Source organism: Cystobacter fuscus DSM 2262 (genome assembly GCF_000335475.2).
GTDB lineage: Bacteria > Myxococcota > Myxococcia > Myxococcales > Myxococcaceae > Cystobacter > Cystobacter fuscus.
This window is the reverse complement of sequence record NZ_ANAH02000074.1, coordinates 21878-45046: the sequence shown is the minus strand read 5'-3', so window position 1 is coordinate 45046 and position 23169 is coordinate 21878. Positions and strand designations below refer to the sequence as shown.

Sequence of the window (23169 nt, the reverse complement as noted above, 5' to 3'; positions counted from 1 at the left end):
CTTACTCGTGCTCGTGAGCGGCTTCCTCGACCAGGAGCGTGAACTGGGCATCGCTCGCGCGGGTGGCGCGGAACTCGAGCCGGTAGTCCTTGCCCGCCTCGAGCGGGGCGATGGCGATGTTCTTGAGCGCGCCGCACGCGCTGGCCGAGATGTACGAGCGGCACTCCAGACCGATCTCGGTGGTGCCGTCGAAGATGCGCAGGCCCTGGTAGCGCGACTGGAGGAAGGCGTACTCGGTGCTCTCCTCGGCGGTGAAGATGACCGAGCCGCCGTACTGGTCGCAGCTGCCAGGCAGCGTGACGTTGTAGGCGGTGTGGGGGAGGTTCACGTCCACGAACGGCACGGTGCCCAGCGCCGCGGCGGTCACGGCCTGGAACGGGCCGCTCTCCGCGTGGATGCAGGAGTGCTCGATGATTTCCTCCGTCTCGGCCGGATCACACTGAGCGGCGAGCTCCTGCTGCTCGGTGGCCAGCTCCATGGCGGCCGCGTCCTGGGCCTCCGTGGTGCCACAACCGGTCATCAGCATCGCCAGGGCGCAGGTGGACAGGCCCGTCTTGAGCAGGTTCTTCATGGTGCGACTCCTTTGTGGTGGGGGGACTGCTGGGTGATGCGTGGAAAAGGGATGGCCGCTCAGCGCTCGGGGGGCAGCACGGCCCAGGACACGGAGACCTCGCCCGAGGGCAGGTACTCGGGGGGCAGTTGCATGTGGGGCCCCACGCCGCTCAGCTCCAGCCTGGGGACGCGCTGGCGGGCCTCCTCGTAGGAGGCCGCGTCCGGGAAGGTGACGCGCGTCACGCACCCGGCGGCGTAGCAGCGGGGCGACTCGGCGCGGATGGGCAGCACCTGCTCCTCGATGCGGGAGCGCCAGGTGGCCAGCGCCTCGCGGCCCTGCCTCGTCCACTCCGCCTGGCTCACGCCCGAGGACACGAAGGCGGCGAGCACGGCGTCGCGGCGCTCGAGCGGGGTGGCGTAGCGGCCGCGCAGCGCGCTCACGATGCGCTGGCGCTGCTCGGGCAGCTTGTGCAGAGAGCGGGACGTCAGCGGCCAGCGCCTCGCGGCGCGGCTGGGTTCCGGCGGGAGCAGGGGCGAGGAAGAGTGCACGGCGGAGGCCGCGACGGACTCGGGATGAGGGGGCGCGAGGTCCGCGGCCTGGGGAGGCGGGGGCGGCGCGGCCTGGGACGGTGGGGCCACGGGCTCGGGTAGGGGCTCCGCCGCCACCGGCACGGCCGTGACTCCGTCTCCCGGCTGGCTGAGCCACGGCGCGGCGAGGAGCGCCAACGCCAAGCCTCCCACTCCCACGCTCCACACGATTCGTGACACCGCGATCCTCCCGGACTTCCGGTCCTTCGGCGGAAACACCGTGCTTATGCCATCAGCATGCAAACGCAATCAAGTTGCATTTGAGTGGGGCGTTCTTTTCGGGTGTTGGTCGTGTTCTAATGCAACTCGGTTGCATGTGGAGGGGTTCCGGGTTACTGCCTGGGGCCCTGGACCCTCAATGACCCAAGAGGAGGCGGTCAGCGGATGGCGAAGACGAGCAAGATCGAGAAGAACAAGCAGCGCGCGGCGCTGGTGAAGCGGTACGCGGAGCGGCGGACCGCCCTCAAGGAGGCCATCCGCGCGGCGGCCACGATGGATGAGCGGATGCGGGCGCAGACGGCGCTGGGCAAGCTGCCGCGCGACTCCAATCCCAACCGGGTGACGAATCGGTGCACGCTCACAGGCCGTCCCCGCGGCTACCTGCGCCGCTTCGGTCTGTCGCGCATCGCGTTCCGCGAGAAGGCCCTGGCCGGGGAAATCCCCGGGGTCATCAAGTCGAGCTGGTGAGGAGCCACACCCATGTCCAAGGTCTGTCAGGTCACCGGGAAGCGGCCGTTGGTGGGCAACAACGTCAGCCATGCCAACAACAAGACGAAGACGCGCTCGCTGCCGAACATCCAGACGCATCGCTTCTGGGTGCCGAGCCTCGGCCGCTTCGTGCGGCTGCGCGTGAGCGCCCACGGCATCCGCATCATCAACAAGCGGGGCATTGATCGCGTCATCGCGGAGCTGCGCGAGCGCGGCGAGAAGTTCTGAGCGGGACGCCAGATGCCACAACGGGGGGAGGCCCGGGCCCGCCAGCCCGCGCCTCCCCCCGTCTGTCTTTCAGGACACCGGCTCGGAGACGCGCTCCGTGGAGCGCACGAGCCGCAGGTGTCTGGGCCGCTCACGCGTGGCCTCGTCCTCGCCGTCCTCGTCCTCGCCGGGCGGCGCCACGTCGATGAGCTCCGGGGGCAAGAACTCCCGGAAGCGCTCGCGCGTCCGGGCCGCGCCCGGCCCCGGCGAGGGCGCCACTCCGGCTCCTCCTCCACGCCGGGACCGCCTCCTCATGGCTTGCCTTCCACGAACAGCACGTGCTTGCGCACGCGGGGGTCGTACTTCTTGAGCTGGAGCTTCTCCTGCGACTTCCGCTTGTTCTTCGTCGTCGTGTAGACGTAGCCGCTGCCGGCGCTCGAGACGAGGTGGACGATGGTTCGGTTGCCCTTGGGCATGGTGCGCTCTTCCTGTCTGGGTGAGGGGGGCGTCGGGCTAGCCGACCAGGTGGAGGTAGGGCAGCAGGCCGAGGTGCCGCGCGCGTTTGACGGCCTGGGCCACCCGCCGCTGCTGCTTCGCCGTCACGCCGGTGATGCGCCGGGGCAGCAACTTGCCCCGCTCGGACACGAAGTACTTGAGCAACTGCACGTCCTTGAAGTCCACCGTCTCCGCCGCTCCGAGCGGGTTGGGCTTGCGGCGCCCACCGCGCGCCCCGCGCCGGTCATCGTCGCCCCGCGGTGGCCCCGGTTGCCGGGACTCGCGCTCCTCGTGCCTCGTCTGTATCGCCATCCGCACACGCTCCTCTCGCGGCCGGAAACACGCCCGGCATTCGTGCAATCGGATTGCATCTGTTACCCGGGTTCCCCCGCTTCTGCAACTCAGTTGCATGAGGCTCGGGCTGGCACGGCGCGGACGCGCCCGGAGGCGGCCGCCGAGCGCGAGACGGGGCCCTCGGCCGCGGGCCGTGGGGAGCTGCTCTGGAGGAGGGGGAGGGGAGCGGCGGGCGCACGGGGGGCGCCCGCGTCTTCACGCGGACAGGCGGAGGCCGCGCGGGGGCGAGGGACGCGCGGGCCTAGCCGCAGCGGTCACACAGGCCGCGCAACTGGATGTCCACCGTGCTGTCCGCCACGGACTTGGGCATGCCCTTGGTGGGCGCGAGGCGGACGGACTTGGCCGGCAGGCACGACACGGCGCCGCAGTCCGTGCAGGTGAAGTGCGGGTGCGGGTCGTGGTGGCCCGACGTGTCGCGCTTGATCTCGAAGCGCCACACCCGGTCTCCCAGGTCCGTGCGCACCACGAGGCCTACCTCGGTCAGGTCCGTGAGGTTGCGGTAGAGCGTGACGCGGTCGTAGCCCTCGTCCTTGAGCGCGTCCACCAGGTCCGCGTGACTCAGCGGCGTGGTGGCGGCTTCAAGTTCCCGGAGGACGGCGATCCGAGCCGCCGTGCTGCGCAGCCCCGAGGAGCGCAGCAGCTCCTGGTATTCGCCCAGGGTCGGTGGAGATGTGGTTTTCCTGGCGGCCATCGTCTTATCGAATAACCCAACTTCCGCGCGCTTGCACCTGGGTTGCTCCGGATGCCTCGCGGACCCACCGTCCCCGGCGCCGCCCCCTCCCTCCAGGCAGGTGCGAGACTCCTGAACCCCTGCTCCGTGTTCCTCCCCCGACAGACAGGGCGCCTGTGCGCTCGTCCCCCCTTTCGTCCGGAGGGCAAGCGGGGCAGGGCCTACGCCCGGGCCTCTGCGTGCTGCCCGTCGTGGGGCCCTCGTCCGTGGGTGTCCCGGTGGCGCGCCCGGAGGCTGAAGCCCACCGCGGTGCCGATGCACACCACGATGACGGCCACGGAGGGCAGCGGGGGCACTTCGATCCACTCCGAGAGGATCATCTTCAGCGCGGCGAACGCGAGCACCGCCGCGAGCCCGAAGCGCAGGTAGCGCAGCTCGTGCGCCGAGCTGGCCAGCGCGATGTAGAGCGCTCGCAGCCCGAGGATGGCGAACACGTTGGACGTGTAGACCACGAACATGTTGCGGCTCACCGACAGGGCGGCCGGGACCGAGTCGATGGCGAACGCCACGTCCGACAACTCGATGGCGGCGAGCGCGACGAACAGGGTCGTGGCCTGCCACCCGTCCTTCGTGCGCGTGAAGAAGGCCCGGTCCGGGGCGTGCCGCGTCACGGGCAGGCGCCGCGTCAGCCACGTCACCAGCTTGTTGTCCCCCGACCCCGGGCCGTGCGGGGCGCGCGCCACGCGCCAGGCGGCGACGAGCAGCAGGGCGCCAAAGCCGTAGACCACCCAGTGCCAGCGCTCCAGCGCCTCCAGCCCCACGAAGATGAACACCCCGCGCAACACGAGCGCCCCGAGGATGCCCCAGAAGAGCACCCGGCGCTGGTCATCCTCGCGTACCCCGAGGCTCGAGAAGATGACGAGGAAGACGAACAGGTTGTCCAGGCTGAGGCTCTTCTCGATGAGGTAGGCGCCCAGGTACTCCTGTGCCGCCACGCCTCCGTGCCTCCAGGCCACGAAGCCCGCGAACCCGAGCCCCACGGCGATCCACGCGCCGCTCCAGAGATAGGCCGCCTTGCGCGACTCGGCATGCGTGCCGCGATGGGACCTGAGATCGACGATGATCATCCCGAGGACGAGCACCGCGAACAGGCCCCACTCCCATGGCGATACCGGATTGGATTGCATTCCCGGGAAGCTGGAGATGGCCCGGGGCGACCACAACTTCCGCCCGCCCGCCCGCCCGTGGGCGGACGGTGCCCAGGGGGGCTAGGAGCCGGGCGAGGGCTCGATGACCACGGGCTCCAGGGGATCGGCCAGGGTGAGCCCCATGACGCGCGCGTAGAAGGACAGCTCGGTCTCCAGGGCCTTGCGCGCCTCGGGGGTGCCGCGGGGCGCCTGGGCCTCGCCCTCGACGAGCAGCAGCGCCGTGGGCACCCCGTGCGCGCGCAGCTTGCGCACCAGTTCCTCCGTCTCCCGCGAGGGCACCCGCGAGTCCTGCCGGCCCTGGATGAACAAGAGCGGGCTGCGCTTGAGGTTGTCCACGTGGAACGCCGGGGAGCGGTCATGCAAGAGCTGCCGGGACTCGAGCACGGGGCCGAGGAGCTGATCCAGGTAGTGCGCCTCGAACTTCTCCGCGTTGTCCGCCAGGGACTCCAGGTTGGACACGCCCGCCACGCTGGTGCCACAGCGCAGGATGTCCCGGAAGGCGAGCAGCGACAGGGTGGTGTAGCCGCCCATGCCAGCGCCCCGCGCCACCAGGCGCCGGGCATCCACGCGGCCCTCCTGCACCAGCCGCAGCGCGGCGTTGGCGCAGTCATCCACGTCCATGACGCCGAAGTTGCCGTACAGGGACAGGCGGTAGTCGCGGCCATGGCCCGTGCTGCCCCGGTGGTTGACGTCCACCACGCCGAAGCCCCGGCTGGTGAAGTACTGGATGGTCCAGTCCAGCTTCGTCGAGGCCGCGCCCGTGGGACCGCCGTGGCTGAGGATGAGCAGGGGCGGCTTCTCGCCCGCGGGCGCGCGGAAGTCCGGGTGGGTGGGGGGATAGTACCAGGCGTGCGACTCGCCCAGCTCGGTGGTGGGGTAGTGCAGGGGCTCGGGGCGCGACAGGTAGGGCAGGAGCGACTCGGGCACCGTGCTCGCGGCCTTGATGACCTGGGGCTTGCCCGACTCCATGTCCAGCCGCACCACGCTCGCGGGCTGCTCGGGCCCGCCGCCCACGAAGTACGCCGTGGCGAAGCCCCCGCGCACATGGCAGATGTCCGTGTAGGGCGTGGCCAGCTCGGAGAACTGGCCGAGCACCACGTCCAGCCGCCCCAGCTTCCACTGGCCCTGCTCGTTGAAGGCGCACACCACGTGCCGGGGCGAGATGAAGGTGTAGGTGGACATGCCCAGGCTCCACTGGGCCGTGCCGAACTCCGCCCGGCGCTCGAGCACCGGCACCACGTTGCGCCCCTGCAGCCGGTAGAGGTTCCACCAGTTGTTGCGGTCGCTCACGAAGTACAGCTCGCCCTGGGGCGACCACTCGGGCTGGAAGATGGACTCGGTGGAGCCACCGGCCACCAGCCGCGCGTGACGCAGCTCCCCCTCCTCGTCCACGTCCGCCACCCACAGCTCGCACCCGTCCCACGGCATGCTCGGGTAGTCCCACGCGAGCCAGGCGATGCGCCGCCCGTTGGGGCTGAGCACCGGCGAGGAGTAGAAGTCGCGCCCCTGCGCGAGCACCGTCTGCTTCTGCCCGTCGATGTCCACCGCGACGAGCGCGATGCGCGGCTGGCCTTCCTGGAGGTTGCGCCAGTCCTCGCGCACGCACAGCACGCGGTGGCGCGCCCGGTCGATGCTCAGGTCCGCGTAGCGGTGCTTGCCGCCCGTGTCCGGGGTGATGGGCACCGGCGTGCGGCCCGGGTTCACCCGGTACAGGCGCTGATCCGGGTGGGCGCCGCCGCTCGCGTGGTTGACGAACACCACCCGCCCCTCGGACACGGTGAACGAGCCGCCGCCCCGGCCGTACACGAGACTGCGCGCGCTATAGGCCGCGCGGCCCTCGGTGGGCGCGGGCAGCAGGTCCGCGTGCGTGCCCTCCGCGGTGCGCCGCACGATGACGTGCCGGCCCCCCTCGTTGGCGCGCACCTCCAGCCAGTACACGTCCTCCCCATCGACGGCCACCTCGCCCAGCGAGAGCGACTGGGAGGCGATGAGCTCGGCGGTGAGGGGGGACTTCCAGGCGCCGTAGGGCGCTTCCCGGCTTGCGAGCGTCATGTGCTGGCCCTTCCATGGAATGCATGAATGAAGCGTTCCTCCGCTTCTAACATCCCCAGGCGACGTCGCGCTCCAGGCAGGGGGGGGGCCGCGGGGAGGGAAATGTCGGATTCTGCTCGACCTGTCACTTTCCCCTCCCGCGCTCCGCGTGGGAACGAGCGCACCCCGGGTTGAATCCGATGGGGGTCGGATCGGCCCGTGGACGGCCGGACCTGGAGCCCGCTCCTCGGAGCGGCCCTCCTACCGAGCTGTCGCCGTCGTGTCCGGTGGAGTGGGTTGAAGGGCGTCCTTCGGGCGCCAACCTTCACGGGAACATGCCTTCTGCCTTCGACGAGTGATGCCCCAGACCGAGCCACGCCGCTTCCGCCACCTGTTGCTGCGCGCCGTCCTGCTGCCGTTGGGGCTGTTGCTGCTGCTGGCGGGCATCCTCTTGTGGTCGGTGGGCAACCTCATCCGTGCCCAGGAGGGGGCACGGCACTCCCAGGAGGCCCTGACCCGGCTGGAGCGGGCGCGCCAGCTCCTCATCGACCGGGAGACGGGCTTGCGCGGCTACCTCCTCACCGGCAAACCCGCCTTCCTGGAGCCCTACCAGACGGCCGGGCAGCAGCTCCCCGCGGTGGTCGATGCGTTGGAGCAAAGCCTGGGGGGCGAGCCCGAACAACGCGCCTGGATGACGCAACTGCGCGAGCGCTGGCGGGATTGGGATCGGTTCGCCGTTGAGGAGTTGTCCCTCTTCCACCAGGGGGGCGACTGGCTGTCCCTGGTGCGCTCGGGCGCGGGCAAGGCCCGCATGGATGCGATCCGCGCGACCCTGGATACCATTGGCGCCGAGACGCGCCAGCGCGCCACCCTCCAGGGGCGCGAGGCCGAGCACGCGGGCCGGACCATGCTCCTCGTCGGAGGGCTGTGGACGCTCGCGGTGGGCACGCTGCTGGCCTGGTTCAGCCGGCGCCAGCTCATCTCCCTGGCCCGGGAGTACGACACCAGTCTCGCCCAGGTGCACGCCCAGGCGGATGCCCTGCGCGCCAGCGAGGCCCGGTTGGAGTCGCGCGTGGCCCTGCGCACCCACGAACTCACCGTTGCCAACAAGGAGTTGGAGACCTTCAGCTACTCCGTCTCGCACGACCTGCGCTCCCCCTTGCGCGCCATCGACGGCTTCGCCCAGGCGCTGCTCGAGGACGAGGGGCCGAAGCTGTCGTCCGAGGGACTGCGGCTGCTCTCGCGCCTGCAGGCGGCCGCCACGCGCATGGGCCAGCTCATCGACGATTTGTTGCAACTCTCGCGCGTCACCCGCGCCGAGGTGCAGCGCGAGCCGGTGGACTTGAGCGCGCTCGCCACGAGCGTGCTCCAGGAGCTGCGCCAGCGCGAGCCCACGCGTGACGTGACGTGCACCATCCAACCCGGCCTGCCCGCACGGGGAGATGCGCGGCTGCTCCGGGTGCTGCTGGAGAACCTGCTGGGCAATGCCTGGAAGTTCACCAGCAAGCGCTCCGGGGCCCACATCGAGTTCTTCGCGGAGACGGTCGACGGAGTGACCCAGTACGTTGTGCGCGACAACGGGGTGGGGTTCGACATGGCCTACGCGGGCAAGCTCTTCAGTCCCTTCCAGCGGATGCACAAGCCCTCGGACTTCCCGGGCACGGGCATCGGGCTGGCCACGGTGCAGCGCGTCGTCCACCGGCACGGCGGGGACATCTCGGCCCAGGCCACCCGTGGCGCGGGCGCCACCTTCCGCTTCACCCTCCAGGAGACGCAGGCATGAGCGGCCCACGGTCCATTCTCCTCGTCGAGGACAACCCGGATGATGTCGACCTCACGCGGCGCGCCTTCCAGCGCGCGGGCCTCACCCAGCCGATGGCCGTGGTGGAGGACGGCGTCGAGGCGCTCGACTACCTCTTCGCCCGCGAGGCCTACGCGCACCGGGCCAGCGAGCCCCTGCCCGCGCTGGTGCTGTTGGATCTCAAGCTGCCGCGCCTGGACGGGCACGAGGTGCTGCGCCAGATTCGCGCCAACCCGCGCACCCGCTTCCTTCCCGTGGTCGTCCTCACCTCCTCGGACGAAGAGAAGGATCTGTTGGAGAGCTACAGCAATGGCTGCAACAGCTACGTGCGCAAGCCGGTGAGCTACAACGAGTTCGTCGAGGCGGCACGTCAGCTCGGTGTCTACTGGCTGGTGCTCAACCGCTCGCCGCCCGCGGGGGGGCGTGGATGACGACACCGCTGCGAGTCCTGATGGTGGAGGACAACCCGGACGACCAGGATCTGGTGGAGCGCGAGCTGCGCCATGGCGGCTACGAGGTGCACATCCTCCGGGTGCAGTCGGCCGAGGAGCTGCGCGAGGCGCTCGTGCCCGGGCGCTGGGACATCATCCTCTCCGACTACAGCCTGCCCGGCTTCGATGCGCCTGGCGCGCTCGCCATCGTGCTCGACAGCGGCCTGGACATTCCCTTCATCGTCGTGTCCGGCAGCGTGGGCGAGAACGAGGGCGTGGAGGTGATGAAGGCCGGCGCGCGCGACTACTTCCCCAAGACGAACATCATCCGGCTGCCGGCCGCGGTGGCGCGCGAGGTGGAGCAGGCCCGGCTGCGCCAGGAGCGCGCCTGGGCCGCGAGGGATCGGGATCTGCTGGCGCGCGCCGGCGAGGTGCTGGTGGGCTCGCTGGACTTCCAGTCGACGCTGGAGCGGGTGGCGCGCGTGCCGGTGCCGGAGCTGGCGGACTGGTGCGCCGTCTACCTCCCCGAGGAGGGACGCTACCTGCGCACGGTGGCGCTGGCGCACGAGGATCCCTCGCGGGTGGCGCTGGGACTCGAGACGGACCGGCTCTTTCCCATGGACCTGGAGGCCCCCTCGGGCCCTCCCTGTGTCTTTCGCACCGGCGAGCCGCTGCTGCTCACGGAGGTGCCCGAGGAGCGCCTGGCCCTGCTGGCGCGCTCTCCGGAGCACCTGCGCCGCATCCTCGCCCTGGGGCTGTGCTCCGTCATCCACGTGCCGTTGGTGGGGCGCATGGGGACGCTGGGCGTGGTGACGCTCGGCACCACCGGGCGCCGGCCGCGCTTCTGCCAGCGGGACATGCCCGTGGCGCAGGAACTGGCACGCCGCGCCGCGCTGACGCTGGAGAACGCGCGCCTGTACCACGAGTCCCAGGAGGCCATCCGCCTGCGTGACGAGTTCCTCGCCGTGGCGTCCCACGAGCTGCGCACCCCGCTCACCTCGCTGGGCCTGCAGTTGGGCTCGCTGGTGCAGCGGGCGCGGCGCGAGTCCGCCCTGGACATGGTGGAGCGGTTGGATCGGGGCCTGCGTCAGGTGCGGCGCCTGGGCACGCTGGTGGAGACGCTGCTGGACGTGTCGCGCCTGTCCACCGGCGAGCTGTCGCTGTCACCCGAGCGGATGGACCTGGGCGAGGTGGTGCGCGAGGTGTTGGAGCGCTTCGAGGCGGAGTCCCAGGCCATGGGCTGCGCGCTGCGGGTGGAGGTGACTCCGGGGCTCGTCGGCGAGTGGGACCGGATGCGGGTGGAGCAGGTGGTGTCCGGACTGCTCGCCAATGCCTTCAAGTTCGGGGCGCGCCGTCCGGTGGAGGTGCGGGTGTGGGCGGAGCGAGGGGGGGCGCGGGTGGTGGTGGAGGACCGGGGCATCGGGATTCCGGAGGACCAGCTCGAGCGCATCTTCGAGCGCTTCGGCCGGGCGGTGTCCTCGCGCTCCTACGGAGGGCTGGGGTTGGGGCTGTACGTGGCGCGCCGCGCGGCCGAGGCGCACGGGGGCCGCGTGTGGGCCGAGCAGCGCGAGGGCGGCGGGGCCCGCTTCACCCTGGAGCTGCCCCTGCGGCCCGCCCGGGTGGAGTGAGCCGGTTTCCCACGTCATCGGGCGGGGGGAGGCATCCGCGCCTGAAGGCGGGTATCCTGTGACGGCTTCTTGACCAGCTTGTCGCGCTGGACTGATGCCGATGCACTGTCCCGGAGACCTGAATGCCCATTGGCCCCATCAACAACAGGCCCGCGCAGGCAGCACACACCACGGCGAGAACGAGCCAGCCGGCCAGCCCGACGGGTCCCGCGAAGAGCGGCGTCGCGAACGGGGCCGCTGGCTCGGCCGCGGCCACGCCCGCCCAGCCGCAGGTCGCCGCCAACTGGCACAAGGACCAGCTCGGCGCCCAGAAGCCGGTGGCCCAGAACCCCGCCGCCCACAGCCCGCCCCCCTCGCGGGAAACGGCCGCCGCGATGAACACGCGCCGCTCCTCGCTGGGGTATGGCGCGAAGCCCTCGGGCCACGCCGCCGCTCAGGATTCGACCTCCGCCGCCCTCGCGGAGCTGCGCAAGGGCGTTCACGTCCCCTCCATGGAGCGGGCGCCGCAGGAATTCATCAAGCAAGCCTGTGAGAACATGAAGCAGGAGGTTCCGGGGGCGGAGATCCTTCAGTACACGGATCAAGGCGGGCTGAAGATTCCAGAAGAGGCCAGGGAGGGCGTGTGCAGCGCCATGACGGCGGAGTGGATCCGGCTGGGGGCCCAGAACTCCCAGGCCGATGCCTCGAAAGCCTTTGGCTCCGTGCTCCAGAACGACGTGGGCAAGCTCGCCAATGCTCAAGTGGCCGAGATGCGGCATGGAGACCAGATCAAGCAGAAGAACAATGCCATCATGGCTCAGGCCGATGACATCCAGGGCGCGGCGGATGATGCCAAGTCGATGATGGCCCTGCAGAAGGACATGAACAAGCAGCTTCGCAGGAACGACAAGTTCCTGGAGCACGCGGACAAGGAAATGCGGGCGGGACAGCCCATGCGAGCGGGAGTGGACACGCTTTCCCTGCGCAAGGAGGTCCTGCTGAAGAACCAGAAAGCGGCCTTGCGGCAGGAGGCCGGCGCCATCAACGCCGCATTGCCGGGAGCCGTCTCGCAACTCCAACAGAAGCAGGCCGCGCTGAATGTGGAGACGGATCAATTCCGGACGGCGCGTGGTGGCGGATTGCCGGGCACTCAGGTTCACGACTTCAAGGAGTTCGCCAACGGCTTCACGGATCATGTCAAGACGAACACCGCGGCGAATGGCTTCTACCGGATTGGCTTGAAGGGTCCGGATGGGGGACACGTCATTGGTCTGCACAAGACGGACGGAGAGTGCCGTCTGATGGACGCGAACACCGCCGAGTGGAAGACGAAGAATCACAACGACATGTGCGAGTTGCTCACGGCGCACGTCAACGAGATGTACCTCGATCGGAACTACACCCACTTCGATATCACCCAGTACAAGCATCCTTGAGCCCAGCGGCCAGCCGAGCGCCATGGGGATAGCACGTTCGCCTCGCCGGGCCCTACCGCCGCGCCAGTGTGCACGAGGCGGCAGACCCTGGCGCCAGACGTCCGCGCCTGGACAGGAGCGGGCCACGCGGTGACATGGCGGTGACCTGTTAGCGGTACGAAAAGGTCATGGCATCCCCCGAGCGCATCGAGACTCTCCGGATCGAAGAGGAGGAAGTGAAGCCCCTGCTGCGCGGCGTGTCGCATGCGCTCGCGTTCGTGGCGGCGCTCGCCGGGTGCTTCTTCCTGGCCCAGGCCCCGGCCGAGGGCGCGCGGCACGTGGCCGGCCTGGTGTTCGGCGCCAGCCTGGTGCTGATGTTCGGGGTCAGCGCGACGTACCACTGCCCCAACTGGAGCCCCGTCACCTATCAGCGCCTCCAGCGGTGCGACCATGCCGCCATCTACATGCTCATCGCGGGCACCTTCACGCCCATCGCCGTCCTGGACGCGGCGGGGGGCTGGGGCCCTCGGATGCTGTGGGTGATGTGGATCGCGGCGCTCACGGGGGCGGGGCTCTCGCTGCTGGGCCACTCCGGGCCGCGAGGGCTGCGCTCCGTGCTCTATGTCGTGCTGGGGACGGTGTCGGTCCCGGTGATGCTGCGGCTGCCCGAAGTCATCGGCCCCGTGCGCGTCGGGTGGCTCGTCTTCGGCGCCGTCGTCTATGCCCTGGGCGCCGGGGTCTACGCGCGCCGGTGGCCGGATCCCCGTCCCACCCTCTTCGGCTACCATGAGATCTTCCACCTCATGGTCATCACGGGGGCCTCCGTGCACTACGCCGTCATCCTCGACGTGCTGCGGGGCGGGTGATGACTCCAGACACCAGGTGGTGAATGCCGTCATCCCGCCGCGCGACGCCGGGGTGGGGCGGGGGAGCGGGGCTCTCAGTCCAAGTGACTGATTTCCCGAGAAGAGGGGAGTCCGTGTCCTCGTGAGCGGCGGGGGTGGGGCGTTGGCACGTGTCCTGCTCTGTTCGCGCTCACCCTCCCCTTTTCGGTCTCCCGGATTCGAACATGTCCATCTCGGTCAACCGCCCCCAGTACTCCTCTCCCCTCTGGAGCACCTCCAACAGCAAGCAGGTCTCCTCTCCGGCCGAGAGCGTGGCGCGTCCCCCCGAGCCGCAGCCGGTGAACGACGTGTGGCAGAACTTCCTGTCCGACTCCTTCGAGCAGGGACCGGGCAACCTCGAGCAGCTGACGCAGATGCTGGGCGAGCTCACGCAGTTGCTGAGTGAGCTGCAGGGGGGCGATTCGTTCGAGGCGCCGCAGGACCTGGCCGCCGGACCCGAGGTGGGTGCCCCCGCGCCCCAGGGTGCCCCCCCGCCCCAGGGGGTCGCCCCCTCGAACACGCCGAGCAGCCCGACGCACCCCACCTACGACAGTGACGCGGGTCCGGGGTTTGGCCCGCCCTCGGCCGGGTCCACCGAGCAGGTGGATCCGAGCACGCCGTGGTTGGCCAAGAACAACGTCGGCTCGCCGTACAACAGCAACATGCAGCTCATCGACCCGAGCCAGAAGGACCAGTTCAAGTACACCAACACGTTCACCAACAACACGAACGAGCCGCAGACCGTCACGCTCTGGAACAAGACGGGCGAGGACGGCGGTCCGAACAGCGGGCAGTACTTCGACAAGAGCACGCCGAAGACGTTCACGCTGCAGCCCGGTCAATCGCAGACCGTGGCGTTCGACAACAACAGCAGTGTCGCGTGGTGCGTGTCGAAGGACGGCACGGCGAATCCGGGCGCGAACTCCGGCCAGACCTGGGGCGAGGCGACGTTCGCGAACGCCGGCACGGGCTGGAGCGGTTATGACGTCAGCCAGATTGAACCCGCGGGCCACAATGGCCGCATGTCCATCTCGAACGACGCCACGGGCAAGACGGTGACGGAGGCCAATGCCTGGCAGACGCCCTCGGACAACCCCGCGGGCCTCGACGTGGGCGTCCCCGCCGGCCCGCTGAGCCTGACCACGACCTTCAGCTGAGGGATTGGCTCACGAGAGGACGTGGTGCGCGTGCGGCTGCTCCGGGGTGAAGCCGCGGTGCACGCGAGGACCCGCGCCCTCGCCAATGCCTATCTCGAGCACCTGCGCGCGGGGGCGAGCCGGACGTCATCGCGTCGCTGTTCAGCGAGGAGGTCGACTGGGACATCCCAGGTGACACCCAGCGGGTCCCCTGGATAGGCAGACGAAAGGGGCGCGTGGGCGTCGCGGACTTCTTCCGCGCTCTTCGGGAGCAGATCGAGCCGCTCCGCTTCGAGCTCCGCTCGCTCGTCGTCGAGGGCGAGGAGGCCGTGGTGTTGGGGGCCCTGTCGTCACGCGTCAGGAGCACGGGCAGGGTCATCGACAGTGAGTTCGCCCAGCACCTGAGGGTGCGGGACGGGCTGAGCGTCCGCTACCGGCTCTTCGAGGACAGCTTCGCGGTGGCGAGGGCGATGGACGCGTCCTGACCGACACGCTCACGGTCCGGCGCGCACGTTGTCGACAATCCATTGCAGGTAGGGCGCGTGGCCGGCCGCCACGTCCAGCCGCAGCACCTCCGGGCACTCATAGGGGTGCAGCGCCACGACGCGCTCGCGCAGCGCCTCGAAGAGGGGCGCGCGGGACTTGAGCACGAGCAGCGCCTCGGGCTCGTCGTGCACCTTGCCCTCCCAGCGGTAGATGGAGCGCAGGCCGGGCACCACGTTGCCGCATGCCGCCAGCCCCTCCTCCACGAGCGCGCGGGCCAGCTCCGCGGCCTTGTCCGCCGTGGGCGCCGTCACCAGGACGAGGATGGCATCGGTGTGGGCTTCGCTCATGGGCCCCTCCCTGGGCTACTTGATGCGCTCGAGCGCCAGGTCGAACAGCGTCGACTCCAGGCGCTGCTCTTCCTTCTCCGACAGGCCGAGGATGTTGAACGAGACGCGGTGGGTGCCCAGCTTGCGCTGCATCGACACCTGTCTGGCGCGGCCCACCACCGGCTCCTGATTGCCCGGCAGGCGCAGCGAGAATCCAGGCTCCTCGGTCTCGGACGGGGGCTTGTGCATCATCACCGAGAAGCCGCCCACCGACACATCCAGCGTCACGGCCCGCACGGCGCCCGCGGCGAACGTCAGGTCCACCTGCAGCCCCTGGGCGACGCGGAACATCCGGCGCGCCGAGTGACTCGCGGGCACGCTCAGCCCCTGGGCCGCCGTGAGCGCCCGGGCGAAGTACTCGCGCGCGGCCTGGTAGTTGCGCTGCTCGCTCTCCGACAGCTGCCCCTGACGTGCCCGCTGGTGCAGGCGCCGGAACTGTTCCACCCATTGATTGGGGCTCATTCCGGGACTCCGGGGCTCGAGGGAGACAGGGACCGCGAGCCACGGCTCACGGAGGGGTGATACCCACGCGCTCCAGGGCGAAGTCGATGAGGAATCCCTCGAGCAGATCGCACTCGCGCTCGGTCAGATCCAGGAAGGCGAACGAGGCGCGGTGCTTGTCGGCCCGCTGGAACTGGGACACCACGCGCACGGTGCCCGCCAGCGTCGTGCCGTCCGGCAGGTAGAGCAGGGCGCTCGGCCGCTCCTTCACGTCCACCGCGTGCGGCAGCATCACCGAGAAGCCACCCGCCGACAGGTCCAGGGTGTTCGTCCACACGTTGCCGTAGGCCATCTGCAACTCCACCGGCAACTGGTGCGCCACGCGGTAGTGGCGCCGGGCCTCGGCCCCGTCGAGCATCAGGCCCTGGGCGTTGAGCAACGCCCGCGCGAACTGCTCGCGCGCCGCCACGTAGGCGGGCCGCTCCAGCTCCGCGAGCTTTCCCTGCCGCGCCTTGGTGTGGAGTTCGCGGAACTCATCGATGAACTGGATCACGCCCATGGTGTCGCTCCTGTGTCCTCGTTCTTACTGGGATTTTCGCCCTGCCGCCATCAGGGAGTGGGTGTGAGTCCGAGGTTGCGCGCCACGTCGCGGAAGGCTTCCACCGCGGGAGTCACCTGACGATCTCGTCCCCCAGTCCAATCGACCCGGAACAGGCCGAAGCGGGGCTCGTAGCCCTCGGCCCACTCGAAGTTGTCCATGAGGCTCCAGTGGAAGTATCCGCGCACCGGCACGCCCTCCGCTACCGCCCGCTCCACCGCGTACAAGTGGCTGCGCAGGAAGTAGGGCCGACGCTCCCCGGTGCGATCATCCATGCCGTTCTCCGTCACCACCAGCGGCATGCCCAGGTTCGCGTAGCGCTTGAGGAACATGTAGAGGCCCTCGGGGTAGATCTCCCACCCGAGATCATTCGTCTCGCGGTCCTCGGGTACGTATTTGTGGGAGAAGGACGGGGAGAAGTCCTGCCGGACGTGATCGCGCGTGTAGTAGTTGATGCCGAGGTAGTCGGCGGAGCCCTTGAGGCCGGGCACGTCGCGCTCGATGGAGATCTCCCCGGGCACGAGGATGGAGATGTGACCGGTGCGCAGGGCCTCGGTGACGCTCTGGTTGAAGAAGGAGTCGGTGAGGCCGGTGACCACGGTGTCGGTGGTGGAGCCGGTGGCCGGCTGGAAGACGCGCACGTGGTGGACGAGCCCGATGAGGCTGTTCTTGCCGTCGCCATCGGCGTCCCAGGTGTCGTTCTCGCGCACCTGCTGCGCGGAGCGGGCGTGGGCCTCGAGCAGGCGCGCGAGCACCTCGGCGGCGATGCCCGTGCTCTGCTTGCCCGGGGGCCACACGCCGTCCATGTAGCCGAACACGGCGTAGACGTTGGGCTCGTTGATGGTGCCCCACCAGTCCACCTGCTCGCCGAGCTCCTCGGCCACCTTGCCGGAGAAGCTCGCGAAGTCCTCCACGGTGGTGGGGTTCTCCCAGCCGCCCTTGGCGGACACCCAGCGCGGCAGGGTGAAGTGGTGCAGCGTCACGTTGGGCTCGATGCCGTTGGCGCGCAGGGCACGGACCCACTGGCGGTAGCGCTCGAAGGCCTCGGTGTTCCACTGGCCCTTTTCGGGCTCCAGGCGGCTCCACTCGACGCTGAAGCGGTAGGCGTTGGCGCCCAGCTTCTTCAGGAGCGCGATGTCCTCGTCGAAGCGGTTCCACGAGTCCGCGGCGATGCCGGACACGCTGCGGTCGTGGATGTGGGGTGAGCCGTCCGGGTAGCTGCTCGTCTCCCAGTCGGTCCAGTCGTTCTGGTTGTTGCCCTCCACCTGGTGGCTGGCGGTGGAGGCGCCCAGGAGGAAGCCGCGGGGCAGGCCCTGGCCGATGGGCGCGGCGTTGATGGTGGCGGGATCGAACGAGGGCCGCCCGGTGCAGCCCGCGAGGAGGGAGAGGCCCAACAGCAGGGCACGGCGGCTCATGGCGACACTCCGGTGGAGGCAGGGGGGCGGGCCGAGAGGCCCACGGTGAGGAAGGCGGACTGGGAACCGGTGAGCTGGAAGAAGAATCCCTCCAGGCGCAGGGCCAGCGTGGAGGTGAGGGGGATGGCGGCCCAGGCGCGCGCGCCCACGGGCAGCACATAGGCCAGGCCCACGCCCTTCCACGAGGCGCCGAGGTGGGCGGGCACGAGGCCGTGGAGATCCAACAGCCCGGCGTGCAGGTTCACCGGGCCCACACTCCGCATGGCCTGGAGGGAGGGCAGCACCTGGACGGCGGGCCGCGAGCCATAGCCGAGGTTCACCACGGGGCCGCCGACGAGGCTCCACAGCTCGCCGGTGTAGCCCACGCGGGCGGTGAGGGTGAGGCTCGCGCCGGTGCGGCCGGACCGCAGGGGCACGAGCGACAGCAGCGCGCCTTCCAGCGTGAGTCCGCCGAAGAGCACGTGGCCCGAGAGGGCCTGGGCGGTGATCGTGTCCGCCCACGCGCTTCCCGTGCCGACGAGGCCGGTGGAGAGCACACCCACATCGGCGCGCAGCTGTGCGGGGGCATGGGCACGAGGCGTGGGGGCGGTGACGTCATCGCCCGCGGACGCGGAGAAGGGGGCGGCGAGCGCCAGGAGCAGGGCAAGCGGGGTGCGCATAGGGCGCCCCCCACTCTAGCCCGGAGTGTCTAGCCCGCCGAATAGACGCTCGTGTTGTTGAGGGCGGCGGCGCGGTCGGCCAGGGGCAGGGTGAAGGTGAAGGTGCTGCCCTTGCCCCACTCGCTCTGGGCCCAGATGCGGCCGCCATGGGCCTCGACGATGCCCTTGGCGATGTAGAGCCCCAGGCCCGTGCCCCGGCTCTCCGCTTCCTTCGCCTGCCAGTAGCGCTCGAAGATGTGCGGCAGCGCCTCGGGGCGGATGCCGGCGCCGGTGTCGCGCACCCACAGCTGCACCTCGCCGCGCTGCACCCGCGCGCCCACCAGCAGCTCGCCCCCCTCCGGGGTGAACTTCACCGCGTTGCCCAACAGGTTGCCGAACACCTGCAGCACCCGCGTCCGGTCGCAGCGCACCCGCACGTCGTCCTCGGCCAGCTGCGTCATGACCTTCAGGCCGCGCGCCTCCGCGAGCGGACGCACGCTCTCGAGTGCCTCGCTCGCCAGCGACGCCACGTCCTGCTCGGACGGCTCCAGCGGCAGCCCGCCCGCCTCGATGCGGCCCCAGTCCAGCAGGTCCGAGATGAGCCGCGCCATGCGCTCGCCCGCCGACTGGATGCGGCTGGCCTGCTTCTGCACCTGCTCGCCGCCCGGCTTGCCCTGGGCCCCGCGCATGAGCAGCGCCGAGGCCAGCTGCACCACGCCCAGCGGGTTCTTCAAGTCGTGCGACACCACCGCGAGCAAGTCCTCGCGCGCGCGCGTGGCCCGCCGCGACTCACCCACCAGGCGCGCGTTGTCGATGGCGAGGCTGGCGCGCACGCACAGGTCCTCCACCAGCGCCAGGTCGCTCGGGCCATAGCGGCGCCCCGAGGTGCTGGAGATGAACGTCACCGCGCCCAGCGTGTGCCCGCGCGCCTTGAGCGGGACGATCATGTACGAGCACGCCTGCAGGCGCTGGAGCATCTCCGGGTGCTCGGGCTCGCTGGCGGCCGCGCGCAGGAGCGAGTCCGTCACCGCCGACACCAGCTCCGACTCGCCCGTGTGCAGCACCCGCAGCACGCCCACCTGCGCGGGCCGGCGCTCGAAGCGGGCGCTCATCGCGCGGGCCTGCTCGCCCTGGGTGGGGTCCAGGTGGGCCACGGCGGCGCGGGTGACCCACGGGCCCTGCTCCACCGCGTCCACGATGCACCAGTCGGCCAGGTCCGGCACCGCCAGATGCGCGAGCAGCGTGTACATGCCCTTGGGATCCGGCGCGTGGGAGAAGAGCGTCGTCATCGCCTGGTAGAGGAAGGACTGGCGGCGCTCGGCGGCTTCCACCTCGGCGCGCGCGGCCTGCTCCAGGCCCAGGGCGCGCGCGTATACCGTCTCCGCCTCGGTGAGCGGACGCGCCATCACCAGCAGCCGGGGCGGAGTGCCCGCCTCGCGCACCGCGGTGATGTTGAAGCTGTGGGGCCGGGGGCCGCCCGAGGCGCTCGGCCAGACGGCCTGCAGGACGGGCGCGCTGCCTTGCGCCAGGGCAGTGCCGCACGCGGCCTCCAGGCGGGCGCCTTCCTCCAGCAGGGGGGCCAGCCGGGCCCAGGGCTGGCCGATCAGCAGCTCGGCGGGCATGCCGAGGACGAGCGCTCCCTTATCACTGCATGCCAGCACCCGCCCCGTTTCGTCCAGGAGATAGGCCGGGTCCGGTTGGGCCCTGAAAGCCAGTTCGAATCCGGAGGGGGGAGGGCTCATGGTGTCGCCACAACCAGCAAGGGGGAGAGTCTCTTCATTTCACGCCCAAGGAATGCAGTCCAGGCCGAGAGCGGACTGGCGGGCAAGCGCGCGAAGGTACGTAAGGACCGGGGGTGGAATCCGCAACTCCCCCGGGCTACTCGCCCTCCGTCATGCCCGCCAGCTCACGCAAGCGGCGGGCGAAATTGTCCAGGGGCAACACCTCGTCGGTGACGCCGGCGGACACGGCCACGCCCGGCATGCCGTACACCACGCTGGTGGCCTCGTCCTGGGCCATCACCCAGCCGCCCGTCTCGTGCACCTCGCGCAGGCCATCCAGGCCGTCCTGGCCCATGCCGGTGAGCACGGCGGCGGCGATGCCCGCGCCATAGACGCGCGAGGCCGAGCGGAACAGCCACGTGCCCGAGGGCCGGAAGCCCCCCACGGGCGCGGCGGTGGAGACCTCCACGTGCTTGTCGGGCCGGATACCCAGGTGGCGATCATCCGGCGCGATGTAGACGACGCCCGGGCGCAGGGGCTCGCCGTCGTCGGCCACCTTCACCTCCAGCTTGCACACGCTGTCGAGCCAGGTGGCCATGCCCTTGCCGAAGCCCAGGGCGATGTGCTGCACCACGAGGATGGGCAGGGGGAAGTGCGGGGGGAGCTCGGAGAGGATGCGGTGCAGCGCCGCGGGGCCCCCGGTGGAGGCGGCGATGACGACCACCTCGGGCTTGCGCCGGCGCGCGGTGACGAGGGGCGCGCGGGGCGTGGGGGCGCCATCGCGGCTGGGCCAGTGGCGGATGACCTTCACCTCGGCCATGGCCTTCACCGTGTCGCGCAGCCGCCGCGCCTCGGCGTCGAAGTCGGGCGCCTGGGGCCCCACGAGCTTCTGCAACACCGCGAGCGCCCCGGAGCGCAGCGCCGTCATGGACGTCTGGATGTCGCGCTCCACCAGGGTGCTCACCACCACCACGGGCGTGGGCACCTCCGTCATGATGCGCTTGGTGGCCTCCAGTCCATCCATGTTCGGCATCTGGATGTCCATGGTGACCAGGTCCGGGCGCAGGCGGCGCGTGAGCTCCAGCGCCTCCACGCCATCCTTCGCCTCGCCCACCACGTCGAAGGTGGGGTCCGCGCGCAGGATTTCCACCAGCAGGCGCCGGGCGGTGGGCGAGTCCTCGGCGACGACGACACGGAGCTTGTCGGGCTTCATAGGAGCTGTCTCAGGGTCTCCAGCAGATGGGATTGATCGAACGCGCTCTTGACGAGATAGGCGCTGGCGCCCACCTGGAGCCCACGGGTCTTGTCCTCGTCGGAGGAGCGCGCGGTGACGAGTACCACGGGCAGCCGGCCAAAGCGCGGGGAGCCGCGAACCGCCTCGGTGAGGGTGAAGCCGTCCATGCGGGGCATCTCCACGTCGGAGACGAGCGCGTCGGCGCCCTCCGCCTGGAGCCGCTCCCACGCCTCCTGGCCGTCCGAGCACGCGAGGACCTCGTAGCCGGCCGCCTCGAGGATGCTCTGCTCCAGGGCGCGCGTGGTCATGGAGTCGTCGGCGAGCAGCACGCGGCGGCGGGCGGTGGGCGCCGCGGCGACGGGGAAGAGGCCCACGGAGGCGGTGCGGCCCTCGGCGGCGCGCACGAGCGAGGGGGCGTTGAGCAGGGGGGCCAGGCGCCCATCGGGCAGCACGGCCACTCCGGACACGTGGCGCGCGCGGCGGATGCGCGGGCCGAGGCCGCGGATGAGCACCTCCTGCTCGGCCACCACCTCGTCCACGCCCAGTACGGCGTGCACCTCCCCCGCGGACAGCAAGAGGGCGCTGGGGTGCGGGCGCGGCGTGCCCGCGGGCAGGCCCAGCACCTGGGCGAGCGTGGACAGGGGGAGGAGCGCCTCGGGTCCGGCCCACAGCTGCCGGCCCTCCACGCGCCGCACGTCCCCGGGATCCAGTCGCAAGAGGCGCTCCACGCTCTCGCCCGCCACGGCGAACGTCTGGCCACTCGCCAGCACCAGCAACACCCGCAGGGTGCTCAGCGTGAGGGGCACGTCCATCACGAAGCGCGTGCCCTGGCCGGGGACGAAGGACACGTCCACGCTGCCGCGCAGCGCCTCCACCTGCGAGCGCACCACGTCCAGTCCCACCCCGCGCCCGGACACCGCCGTCACCGCCTCGGTCGTGGTCAGGCCGGACATGAAGATGAGCCGCACGTCGCCCGCGTCGTCCAACACCGGCAGCCCGCGTGCGCGCGCCTTCTCGCGGATGGCGCCCACGTCCAGTCCCCGCCCGTCGTCCTCCACCACCACCTGCACCCGCCCGCCGCGCAGCCGCGCCGTCAGCGTCACCACGCCTTCCTCGGGCTTGCCCGCCTCGCGCCGCTCGGCCGGAGTCTCCACGCCGTGCGCCACCGCGTTGCGCATCAGGTGCAGCAGCGGCTCGCGCAGCCCTTGCAGCAGCGAGCGATCCAGCTCCAGCGCGCCGCCATGCACCTCCAGCCGCACCTGCTTGCCCGCCGCGCGCGCCAGGTCCCTCGCGTTGCGCTCCAGGCCCGCGCACCCTTCCGCGAAGGGCAGGGTGCGCGCGCGCCGCACCTCCTCGTCCAGTCCACTCGCGGCCTGCGTGAGCGTGCGCCGGTCCGCCGCGAGCGCCCGGCCGAGCTGCGCCAGCCGCGTCTCCAGCCGCCGCGCCACCAGGGCCTCCGCGCCGGTGAGGCGCTGGCGCAGGTGGGTCAGCTCCTCGCCCACCGCCTCCAGCGTCTCCACCCGGCCCTCGAGCCGCAGTCCCGCCACGCGCAGCTCGCCACTGCGCGCCAGGAGCGCGTCCAGCTTCTGCGCCGACACGCGCACCGGCAGCCCCTCCGCGGCCGGTGCGGAGGACTCCGGCGGGGGCGGCGCCGTGACGGGCGAGGGCGCGGGCGTGACGGAGGCGGGCGGAGGCGTGGCGGGCGCTGGGCGAGCGGGCTCTGGCGGGGTGGGCACGAGCGCCCGGGCGCGCAGGGACTCGGGGGACTGGGCCGCGTCCTCCAGCCGGGGCAGCAGCTCCTCGAGCGGCGTGCCCTTCAAGTCCTGCTTGGTGGCGAGCCGGCGCCCCGCGTCGTCCAGCGCGTCCGCGGTGGCGAAGCACAGCTCCATCAGCTCCGGGTGGGCCGGGCCCTGGTTGTCCACCGCGGCCAGCACCTCCTCCAGCCGGTGGCACGCCGTCTCGATGAGGCCCACGCTCACCGCGCGCGAGGCGCCCTTCACGCTGTGCACCGTGCGCAACAGGGAGTTCATCAGCTCGCCGGCCCGCGCGGGGCTCGTGGCCTTCTCCAGCGCGAGCAAGTCCCGATTCAGCGCGGCCACGTGTCCCTCGAGCTCCTCGAGGAACGTGGCCATCAGGGCCTGGGCGAGGCGGTCGCGGTCCATC

The 23169-nt window shown here is 71.0% G+C and carries 24 protein-coding genes and 1 pseudogene; 9 read left to right on the top strand and 16 right to left on the bottom strand.

What is annotated here, in order from left to right; all coding sequences use genetic code 11:
- Nucleotide 1: 1 nt before the first annotated feature.
- Together D187_RS48235 and D187_RS48230 are read right to left on the bottom strand one after the other, a co-directional pair.
- The gene (locus D187_RS48235; RefSeq protein ID WP_002628744.1) at nucleotides 2-571 is read right to left on the bottom strand and encodes a hypothetical protein; all 570 of its coding nucleotides are present in this window, start codon (nucleotides 569-571) and stop codon (nucleotides 2-4) included.
- Nucleotides 572-630: 59 nt separating this feature from the next.
- On the bottom strand, nucleotides 631-1284 hold the full coding sequence (locus D187_RS48230) for a hypothetical protein (RefSeq protein WP_438356985.1): 654 nt from the start codon (nucleotides 1282-1284) through the stop codon (nucleotides 631-633).
- 240 nt (nucleotides 1285-1524) lie between these two features.
- Between D187_RS48230 and rpsN the strand changes: the two genes are divergently transcribed.
- Nucleotides 1525-1827 carry a 30S ribosomal protein S14 gene (gene rpsN, locus D187_RS48225; RefSeq protein WP_002628746.1) on the top strand — a complete coding sequence of 101 codons (303 nt, stop codon included), beginning with the start codon at nucleotides 1525-1527 and terminating at the stop codon, nucleotides 1825-1827.
- Nucleotides 1828-1839: 12 nt separating this feature from the next.
- Nucleotides 1840-2076, top strand: a complete 237-nt coding sequence (gene rpmB / locus D187_RS48220) for a 50S ribosomal protein L28 (protein WP_002628747.1) — start codon at nucleotides 1840-1842, stop codon at nucleotides 2074-2076.
- Nucleotides 2077-2145: 69 nt separating this feature from the next.
- Here the strand turns inward: rpmB and D187_RS48215 are convergent, their stop codons facing one another.
- From D187_RS48215 to D187_RS48190, 6 genes and pseudogenes are all read right to left on the bottom strand, one after another.
- Nucleotides 2146-2334 carry a hypothetical protein gene (locus D187_RS48215; RefSeq protein ID WP_002628748.1) on the bottom strand — a complete coding sequence of 63 codons (189 nt, stop codon included), beginning with the start codon at nucleotides 2332-2334 and terminating at the stop codon, nucleotides 2146-2148.
- Nucleotides 2335-2366: 32 nt separating this feature from the next.
- Complete coding sequence (rpmG, locus tag D187_RS48210; RefSeq protein WP_002628749.1) at nucleotides 2367-2531, bottom strand: 50S ribosomal protein L33; 165 nt, start codon at nucleotides 2529-2531, stop codon at nucleotides 2367-2369.
- Nucleotides 2532-2568: 37 nt separating this feature from the next.
- A pseudogene (rpsR, locus tag D187_RS59130) lies at nucleotides 2569-2805 on the bottom strand (30S ribosomal protein S18); the annotation flags it as partial.
- A 340-nt stretch (nucleotides 2806-3145) separates the two neighbouring features.
- Complete coding sequence (locus D187_RS48200) at nucleotides 3146-3595, bottom strand: Fur family transcriptional regulator (RefSeq protein WP_002628751.1); 450 nt, start codon at nucleotides 3593-3595, stop codon at nucleotides 3146-3148.
- Between the two features lie 200 nt (nucleotides 3596-3795).
- On the bottom strand, nucleotides 3796-4761 hold the full coding sequence (locus D187_RS48195; RefSeq protein ID WP_020918778.1) for a TerC/Alx family metal homeostasis membrane protein: 966 nt from the start codon (nucleotides 4759-4761) through the stop codon (nucleotides 3796-3798).
- An 81-nt stretch (nucleotides 4762-4842) separates the two neighbouring features.
- Entirely contained in the window at nucleotides 4843-6834 is a 1992-nt protein-coding gene (locus D187_RS48190; RefSeq protein ID WP_002628753.1) for a S9 family peptidase, read from the bottom strand.
- Nucleotides 6835-7171: 337 nt separating this feature from the next.
- Between D187_RS48190 and D187_RS51495 the strand changes: the two genes are divergently transcribed.
- The 7 genes from D187_RS51495 to D187_RS48155 all read left to right on the top strand — a co-directional run bounded on the left by D187_RS51495 (nucleotide 7172) and on the right by D187_RS48155 (nucleotide 14572).
- Nucleotides 7172-8596, top strand: coding sequence for a sensor histidine kinase (locus tag D187_RS51495; RefSeq protein WP_002628754.1), 1425 nt, complete (start codon nucleotides 7172-7174; stop codon nucleotides 8594-8596).
- Nucleotides 8593-9045, top strand: a complete 453-nt coding sequence (locus D187_RS48180) for a response regulator (RefSeq protein ID WP_002628755.1) — start codon at nucleotides 8593-8595, stop codon at nucleotides 9043-9045. The genes D187_RS51495 and D187_RS48180 overlap by 4 nt, the downstream gene beginning before the upstream one ends.
- Nucleotides 9042-10673 (top strand): sensor histidine kinase, encoded by a 1632-nt coding sequence (locus D187_RS48175; RefSeq protein ID WP_051256860.1) that lies wholly within the window; start codon nucleotides 9042-9044, stop codon nucleotides 10671-10673. Before D187_RS48180 ends, D187_RS48175 begins: the two co-directional genes overlap by 4 nt.
- A 122-nt stretch (nucleotides 10674-10795) precedes the next feature.
- Nucleotides 10796-12088 carry a hypothetical protein gene (locus D187_RS48170; RefSeq protein WP_043435724.1) on the top strand — a complete coding sequence of 431 codons (1293 nt, stop codon included), beginning with the start codon at nucleotides 10796-10798 and terminating at the stop codon, nucleotides 12086-12088.
- Nucleotides 12089-12255: 167 nt separating this feature from the next.
- On the top strand, nucleotides 12256-12933 hold the full coding sequence (gene trhA, locus D187_RS48165) for a PAQR family membrane homeostasis protein TrhA (RefSeq protein WP_002628759.1): 678 nt from the start codon (nucleotides 12256-12258) through the stop codon (nucleotides 12931-12933).
- A gap of 203 nt (nucleotides 12934-13136) precedes the next feature.
- Nucleotides 13137-14108, top strand: coding sequence for a hypothetical protein (locus D187_RS48160; RefSeq protein WP_002628760.1), 972 nt, complete (start codon nucleotides 13137-13139; stop codon nucleotides 14106-14108).
- 128 nt (nucleotides 14109-14236) lie between these two features.
- Nucleotides 14237-14572: a nuclear transport factor 2 family protein gene (locus D187_RS48155; RefSeq protein ID WP_081714146.1), complete on the top strand. Its 336-nt coding sequence runs from the start codon at nucleotides 14237-14239 to the stop codon at nucleotides 14570-14572.
- A gap of 9 nt (nucleotides 14573-14581) precedes the next feature.
- On the opposite strand, the gene cutA is transcribed toward D187_RS48155, so the two are convergent.
- The 8 genes from cutA to D187_RS48115 form a co-directional block, all read right to left on the bottom strand.
- A complete protein-coding gene (gene cutA, locus D187_RS48150; protein WP_002628762.1) occupies nucleotides 14582-14920 on the bottom strand; it encodes a divalent-cation tolerance protein CutA in 339 nt (112 codons plus the stop codon).
- Between the two features lie 15 nt (nucleotides 14921-14935).
- Nucleotides 14936-15421 (bottom strand): PilZ domain-containing protein, encoded by a 486-nt coding sequence (locus D187_RS48145; protein ID WP_002628763.1) that lies wholly within the window; start codon nucleotides 15419-15421, stop codon nucleotides 14936-14938.
- A 46-nt stretch (nucleotides 15422-15467) separates the two neighbouring features.
- On the bottom strand, nucleotides 15468-15959 hold the full coding sequence (locus tag D187_RS48140) for a PilZ domain-containing protein (RefSeq protein WP_002628764.1): 492 nt from the start codon (nucleotides 15957-15959) through the stop codon (nucleotides 15468-15470).
- Between the two features lie 50 nt (nucleotides 15960-16009).
- Complete coding sequence (locus tag D187_RS48135; protein WP_002628765.1) at nucleotides 16010-17413, bottom strand: glycoside hydrolase family 1 protein; 1404 nt, start codon at nucleotides 17411-17413, stop codon at nucleotides 16010-16012.
- The gene (locus D187_RS48130; protein WP_002628766.1) at nucleotides 17410-18072 is read right to left on the bottom strand and encodes a hypothetical protein; all 663 of its coding nucleotides are present in this window, start codon (nucleotides 18070-18072) and stop codon (nucleotides 17410-17412) included. The genes D187_RS48135 and D187_RS48130 overlap by 4 nt, the downstream gene beginning before the upstream one ends.
- A gap of 29 nt (nucleotides 18073-18101) precedes the next feature.
- Nucleotides 18102-19793, bottom strand: a complete 1692-nt coding sequence (locus D187_RS48125; RefSeq protein WP_002628767.1) for an ATP-binding protein — start codon at nucleotides 19791-19793, stop codon at nucleotides 18102-18104.
- Between the two features lie 136 nt (nucleotides 19794-19929).
- Complete coding sequence (gene cheB, locus D187_RS48120; RefSeq protein ID WP_002628768.1) at nucleotides 19930-20985, bottom strand: chemotaxis-specific protein-glutamate methyltransferase CheB; 1056 nt, start codon at nucleotides 20983-20985, stop codon at nucleotides 19930-19932.
- Nucleotides 20982-23168, bottom strand: coding sequence for a hybrid sensor histidine kinase/response regulator (locus D187_RS48115; protein WP_043435721.1), 2187 nt, complete (start codon nucleotides 23166-23168; stop codon nucleotides 20982-20984). The genes cheB and D187_RS48115 overlap by 4 nt, the downstream gene beginning before the upstream one ends.
- Between the last annotated feature and the right edge of the window lies 1 nt (nucleotide 23169).